Origin of the sequence: Bartonella sp. MR90HLJMH (assembly GCF_042194115.1) — a bacterium.
GTDB classification, from domain to species: domain Bacteria; phylum Pseudomonadota; class Alphaproteobacteria; order Rhizobiales; family Rhizobiaceae; genus Bartonella; species Bartonella grahamii.
Genome location: NZ_JBHIMM010000010.1, coordinates 62140 through 69019 on the forward strand (window position 1 = coordinate 62140; position 6880 = coordinate 69019).

Below are 6880 nucleotides of genomic sequence, written 5' to 3' on the forward strand. Positions count from 1 at the left end.
AGAATTAAAAAATGTTTAAAATTAAAAAAATGATTGAAATGAGCAAGAATTCGTTTTATAGGATGCATTGCCCAAAGTCGCACGTGCCTGTGGGTGTCCGCTGGTTCTCAAATGGTGAGATTAACCGGTACGGTACCTGGAACTAACCGCTCCAGTCATTCTTACAGCCAATTGCAAGAATGAGGACATCTTGAAGCAACGACGGTGCGGGCCTTTCTGGTGTCTTCCAGTTTTAAATACTGGGATAACTATAGAGGCACACCTCATTGCCTTCAGTGCGGAAGTGGTTTTCTCAACTCCAATCAAAAAGGCAGATAAAATAGAATGACGCGGCTTCGCGCTGTTCTTTCGCTGCATACAATGCTAATTTCTGGTTTTTTGTAATCAGAATGGGGATAGTTGTTGTGTGTTTTTTGTCCTTTAGCTTTTGGCAGTTTTGGCTGTCCAAGCATAGAGTGGGGGAGCTTTCCCTCAAGGAGAATTGCAGATGGCAACGCAACGTATTCGCGATTTTCTTGCAACACATCGTTCTGAAGGTCCATGCTTAATTGTTGACCTTGATGTTGTTCGTGACAACTATTTAAATTTTGAAAAAGCTCTGCCGCAGTCGCGTATTTTTTACGCAATAAAGGCAAATCCAGCACCTGAAATCTTGCGTTTGCTTGCTTCTTTAGGATCTTCTTTTGATGCGGCTTCTGTTGCAGAAATTGAAATGGCTTTAAAAGCAGGAGCAACGTCAGAGCGTATTTCTTTTGGGAATACGATTAAAAAAGAACGTGATATTGCACGAGCATATGCATTGGGTGTTTCACTTTATGCAGTTGATTGTGTTGAAGAAGTGGAAAAAATTGCGCGTGTTGCTCCAGGAGCACGTGTTTTTTGCCGTGTTCTTACCGATGGAAAAGGTGCAGAGTGGCCATTGTCACGCAAATTCGGTTGTGTCCCTGCTATGGCGGTTGATGTTCTAAGACGGGCACACCAATTGGGTTTGCAAGCCTATGGTGTTTCTTTTCATGTTGGGTCTCAGCAGGTTGATCTGAGTGCGTGGGATCGTGCTTTATCGGATGCTGCTACAGTTTTTAAGCGTTTGGAACAAGAAGGCATTTCGTTGAGGTTGGTGAATATGGGGGGCGGTTTTCCAACGCGTTATTTGAAAGATGTCCCTACAGAACAAGCTTATGGTACAGCAGTTTTTGATTCATTGAAAAAGCATTTTGGTAATCGTATTCCTGAGACGATTATTGAGCCTGGGCGTGCGATGGTTGGTAATGCTGGTGTTATTCGTACAGAAGTGGTTCTGATATCTAAAAAAGCTGATAATGATAATGTACGATGGGTTTATCTTGATATTGGAAAATTTAATGGTCTTGCTGAGACTATGGATGAAGCCATTCGTTATCCTATTGAGACACCTCATGATGATAAGGTTATGGAGCCTTGTATTTTGGCTGGACCAACATGCGATTCGGCAGATGTTCTCTATGAAAAAACACCTTATCCGCTTCCTCTATCCCTAACGATAGGAGATGAAATATTGATTCATGGGACGGGTGCTTACACAACAACTTACGCATCGGTTGCTTTTAATGGTTTTGAGCCTTTACGATCATATGTGATCTGAGGTTTCCTTTTAACTATAGGTTTTTTAGATTTTTTGCTATGCTCGTCATGGCGCTATAAGAGGGCGGTCATTGAGATGAACATGATGAATTTTCAAACAAAAGATGGGGCATGTTTTACACTTTTATTGGAGCAAGAAGCAGATAAGCCTTATCGAGAAATTTTGCTTGATTCAACGATGGGGTATGGACGTAAACGTAAATCATCAGAGGCTTTACGTCGTGGTCGGTTAGCTGCTCAAGGACTTTCTTTTGTGGTTAAAAATGCGCTTGGAGAGCTTGTGGGAAGTGTCCGTCTTTGGCATGTTTCTTTTTCTAAAGGAAAAAATAAAACACAACATGCTTTACTTTTGGGTCCCTTGGCTGTCGCATCTGAATGTGCTGGTCTGGGAATAGGATCAATTTTAGTCCGCCACGCAATTGAAACAGCAAAAAAATTGGGATATGGCGCCATTTTGCTGGTAGGGGATTTTGAATTTTATCAACGTTTTGGCTTTTCAAATAGTTTAACAGAAAATTTGGCAATGCCTGGTCCTTATGAAAAGCATCGCTTTCAAGCGTTGGAACTGATACCACATTATCTTTCTGGGTGTTATGGCACTTTAGTTCCTAGTGGAGAACGAGAAGTTTCGAATCGTTTTCAGCATCATAAAGTGGCTTGAAGATAGTGTTTAAATTTGTTTTTCAACAGCTGGCGTTGAGGAGAGCATACTATTCTGACTAGTGCCAAAGTATTTAGCGGTACAAAGTTTTGGGGAGTTGTATTGCGATTTTATTATATGGCTTTTTCTTTATGTGGCTGGTTTCTTATTTTTGATAATTTCAGTTAAGTGAGTAGGAATATATTTAAAGCTCATTTTTTTGGAATAGCGTCCTGTTTTATAATATTAAGGAACCGGATTTTTGAGTGGTCTTGTATTCTTTTAAAGCCGGTATCATCATGCAGTTTTCCAGTTTTCAATATCGTTGGTAGATCATGCATCGAAACGGTTGGATATTTTACTTTTTTCTTAAGCAGTTTTTATCTCTTTGCTTTTTATGTGCAAGGGAATAGTTTTGATTGATTCAATAGAGAGACATTTTGAGAAATTTTATACAATTTTAGCGCTTGTTCAAAGAGTATAAAAAATAAAATTATATGTTCAAAAGCAACTTTTTTGAAAAAAATATATCATTATTTTTTTTGCTATAAAGGTAGATCGTTTTGCAATTGGCATGAGAGTATCAAATACAAAATGATTTTCTCATGTAAAATTTTGTATCCAGAATCAAAAAAATGTTCTCCTACATATTATAAGGGAAATAGGTGAATGAATAAAAATCACAAGAATCATCAATCTTTTATGAATATTCTTGTGAGAATCAAAAGAGTGAAGGGCAAAGAATCTTACAGAATAGTTTTTATGAGGATAGTAGCGTAAAAGGGGGGGTAGATAGATGAGAGATTTAATGACAGGCGCAAATATTGTTTTAATGTTTTTTGCCCTACGGTGGTAAATCAAAAATCCTATAGAAATAGCTGCTTTATCTTTATGGTGTGGAGCACTTTAGATAAGCTCTTTGTTTATTATCATCTAAAACAATTCTTGTATGCGAGAAGTTATTTTTAAGTGCGTAAAGAGCCCGCATTGAAAAGAATTTTTATCAGAAGAATCATTTAGAATCATATGTTGATTTATACTGTCTCTTGAGAAGAGATAAAGTGCATAGGAAGCGAGGAAGGTGATAAAGATGAAAAATATTTCTCAATTTTAATTAAGTTTAGTGACTTGGTGGTGCATCCATGAGAGGTGGTATTTTTTTAAGAAAAATGGTCATAAATGTCAAAGTAACAAAGATAATGGTCATAATAAAGAAAATATCACTAAAAGCCATAATCGTTGCTTGTATGCGTACCATACCAAACAATTGAGAAAGAGCAAGAGTATACGAATCAAAGGTTTCTGTTTTGAAAAATAAAGTAAGCTTTGAAAGCATTTCAGTTGCTTGTCTGTTTGCGTGGTTAAGCGTTTCGGCTATTCGTTCATAATGGAAGTCTGTGCGTTTTGTCATGAGAGTGCTGATAATCGCAAGCCCTACAGCACCACCTAGATTTCGTGTGAGATTAAAGAGTCCAGAAGCATTTTGCATTCGTTCTGGCGGGAGTGTTCCCAAGGCAATATTATTAACAGGAACCATACATAACATCACAGAAGCACCACGGAAAACTTGCGGCCAAAAGAGTTGCCAAAAATCCCAGTTATCTGTGATAGAGCTCGCCATCCAAGTGCCTATTGCAAAACCCAAAAGTCCTATTGCCATCATTAAACGTGCATCCATTCGGGCTGAAAGAAATCCAGCAAGCGGAGCAGTTAATAACATGGCGAATCCTGAAAGAAACAATGTTTCTCCAATCATGAGGGCATCATAATGGCGGATTTGGCTTAAATAGACAGGATAAAGATATGTGAGTCCATAAAGACCTATTCCCAGTGCAAAGGAAAAAATGGATGCAGCAGAAAAATTAAAATTAGAAAAAGTAGAGAGATCTACAATGGGTTCTTTTGCTGTAAAAGCACGCCAGAAGAATAAGGCTGCAGCAAGAATCATGATAATGAAAAAATTCCGAATCAGCCTATCACTCAGCCAATCATGACGTGCTCCTTCTTCTAGAACATACTCTAAAGTTCCCAAGAAAGTAGCCATAGAAATGAGGCCTAACCAATCAAATTTCTTCATTAAAGAGGGATCAGCTTTATCAAAATCAATTAATTTCCAAGCGAGAATTGAGATGATAATCCCGAAGGGTACATTGATGAGAAAGAGCCAATGCCACGATGAGAGATGACAAATATAGCCTCCCACGGTTGGACCAATGGTGGGGGCTAATGTTGCGACCAGTCCGACGATAGGGGTAACAATGGGACGTTTGGAAGGAGGAAAAAGGACATAGGAGGCAACAAAAACACTAGGGATAATTCCACCACCAATAAAACCTTGTAGTGCGCGATACAAAATCATCTCTCCAATAGATGTTGCCGTTGCACAAAGAACAGAAGTAATCGTAAAACCGATAGCTGATAAGGTAAAGAAAACACGTGTTGAAAGCAATCGTCCTAAAAATCCAGAAAGCGGCAACATGATGACTTCAGCGATGAGATAGGAAGTTTGAACCCATGAAATTTCTTCAGAGCTTGCTGCAAGACCCGCTTGAATTTCAGCTAAAGAAGAGGAAACGATTTGGATATCTAAGATTGCCATAAACATGCCAAAAGACATAGCAATAAAAACTATAATTTTGTGCATTCCGATGCGTTCTTGAGATTGTATGGGCTCTGGTATGGAAGATGTCATAGTAAGATCTTCTACTTTTTTGTTATAAGAGACTTTTATCTTGTGGCTTTGTACGTGTATCAACTTTCACTGAAACACTCATCCCTGCTCGGATATGTCCGGTTTTTAAGACTTCTTCTGGAATAGAAATACGTACGGGAATGCGCTGGACAATCTTTGTAAAGTTACCAGTAGCATTTTGTGGAGGCAAAAGAGAAAAAACAGCGCCTGTTGCGGGCGAAATAGAAAGCACGTTTCCTGTAAAAAATTCCTTTTTGAATGCATCAATAGCAATATAAGCCTTTTGTCCTGCGTGAATATTTTGCAACTGTGTTTCTTTATAGTTGGCTTCAATATAAAGTGCATGTATGGGGACTAACGCCGCAAGACGTTGGCCATTTACAACAAAATCTCCCGTTTTTGCTGTTAAATTTCCTATAACGCCATCAAATGGCGCTCGTATAACGGTCGAATCAAGATCACGTTGTGCTTTTTCACGCGTGAGTTCTAAACTCTTTGTTTGGCTTTCTATTTCACTTCGTTGCGCTTCTAGCACTCGGATATTCGCACGTGCTGCAGCCATTTGTGCGTCCGCTCTGTTAACATTCGCAACGGCTTGTTCATAAGCTGATTTGGCATCATCAACCTCGGATTGAGGAGCATAACGATTTTTTTTCAGTTCTGTTACACGTTTTAAGGTGAGTTGTGCATTGGTTGCTATGGCTGAAGCGGCTGCTTTTTGTGCTTTTGCATCATCTAAAGCACTATGAGCGGCTGTGATTTGTGCATCAATGCGTAGAAGTGTTTTTTTCTGTGTGTTAAGATGTGCGTCTGTTTGATCCAAGGCTATTTGATAATCACCGTTGTCTAGGTAAAATAAAACATCGTTCTTTTTTACAACTTGGTTGGCTTTAATGGCAATTTTTTCAATATATCCATTTAATTTAGTCGCAATAGCTGCTATATCTCCTTGCACGTAGGCATCGTCAGTGGAGAGTATATAACGCCATTGCGTTATATACTTATAGCTAAACCAAAGCACAGAAAGTGCAAAGACAATAAGAAGAGCTTTGATTACTTTCTTTTGTTGCGTTTTATTGAAGTTTTTGGTTGAAAAAATTGTCTCAGTTACGGACATGATTTTATACTTTCAATATTTATGTTCCACTGAGTATAATAAACCCATCACTATAGACTAGGGTGATATACATGCAAGGACGATAAGAGCTTTTCAAGCAATAAGATGATTTTTGAAACATAATGCTAAAAATATGAACTTGCAAGTTCAAGGTCTTATTTTGTTACGCATTTTTTACAAAGGCCTCGTACTTCTAGGGTGCTTTTGTGGGCTTGGAAGTCAACAGCTTGAACCATCTGTTTTAAACTCGATACAATCGTTTGATTTTGTATTTCGTTGACTGTACCACAGTTTTCGCAAATTATAAACGTTGTAAGTTCATGTTGACAGTTTTCAGGGTGTAAACAGACCATAAAGGCATTTACACTTTCAAGACGATGAATACACTTTAACTGTACGAGTTTTTCTAACGCACGATAAACTTGGAGAGGTGCACGAAAACCTTCTTCGCGTAAGTGATTGAGAATCGCATAAGCACTTAAAGGCCCTTTTGCTTTTTTTAAAGTGTTTAAAACCAATGTTTGGTTACGCGTCAGTTTAGATGACATTGACATCTTCCTTTTGCTCTTATGGCAAAGCATAAAGCGTGTAAGAGGTTTATGCAATGGTGATTATAGAATATGTACTCTATCTTTAGCCTTATTGTGATATGTAAGAAAAGTTGCAATCGTTGTGAGGGGAGGGGTATTATAATCTGAAAGCCGCTGTTATCTAGCAAGGAACTTTTTATACGCTTTTTATTTTAGTGTAATGTATTGAAATACAACCAGTTGTTTATGTTATTTTATTTTAAAAAAAAGTAAAAAATGAT

The 6880-nt window shown here is 38.2% G+C and carries 5 protein-coding genes; 2 read left to right on the forward strand and 3 right to left on the reverse strand.

Translation table 11 applies throughout. The annotated features are described in order from the left end of the window. Positions 1 to 487: 487 nt before the first annotated feature. Both ACFIJ9_RS07395 and ACFIJ9_RS07400 read left to right on the forward strand, forming a co-directional pair. The gene (locus ACFIJ9_RS07395; protein WP_015856754.1) at positions 488 to 1621 is read left to right on the forward strand and encodes a type III PLP-dependent enzyme; all 1134 of its coding nucleotides are present in this window, start codon (positions 488 to 490) and stop codon (positions 1619 to 1621) included. A 75-nt stretch (positions 1622 to 1696) separates the two neighbouring features. Beyond that, the gene (locus ACFIJ9_RS07400) at positions 1697 to 2281 is read left to right on the forward strand and encodes a GNAT family N-acetyltransferase (protein ID WP_375636465.1); all 585 of its coding nucleotides are present in this window, start codon (positions 1697 to 1699) and stop codon (positions 2279 to 2281) included. 1099 nt (positions 2282 to 3380) lie between these two features. Here ACFIJ9_RS07400 and ACFIJ9_RS07405 read toward each other — a convergent pair. The 3 genes from ACFIJ9_RS07405 to ACFIJ9_RS07415 all read right to left on the reverse strand — a co-directional run bounded on the left by ACFIJ9_RS07405 (position 3381) and on the right by ACFIJ9_RS07415 (position 6617). Next, on the reverse strand, positions 3381 to 4952 hold the full coding sequence (locus ACFIJ9_RS07405) for a DHA2 family efflux MFS transporter permease subunit (RefSeq protein ID WP_375636467.1): 1572 nt from the start codon (positions 4950 to 4952) through the stop codon (positions 3381 to 3383). Between the two features lie 22 nt (positions 4953 to 4974). Continuing rightward, on the reverse strand, positions 4975 to 6069 hold the full coding sequence (locus ACFIJ9_RS07410) for an HlyD family secretion protein (protein ID WP_375636469.1): 1095 nt from the start codon (positions 6067 to 6069) through the stop codon (positions 4975 to 4977). A gap of 155 nt (positions 6070 to 6224) precedes the next feature. Then, positions 6225 to 6617 (reverse strand): Fur family transcriptional regulator, encoded by a 393-nt coding sequence (locus ACFIJ9_RS07415; RefSeq protein ID WP_375636470.1) that lies wholly within the window; start codon positions 6615 to 6617, stop codon positions 6225 to 6227. Positions 6618 to 6880 lie beyond the last annotated feature (263 nt).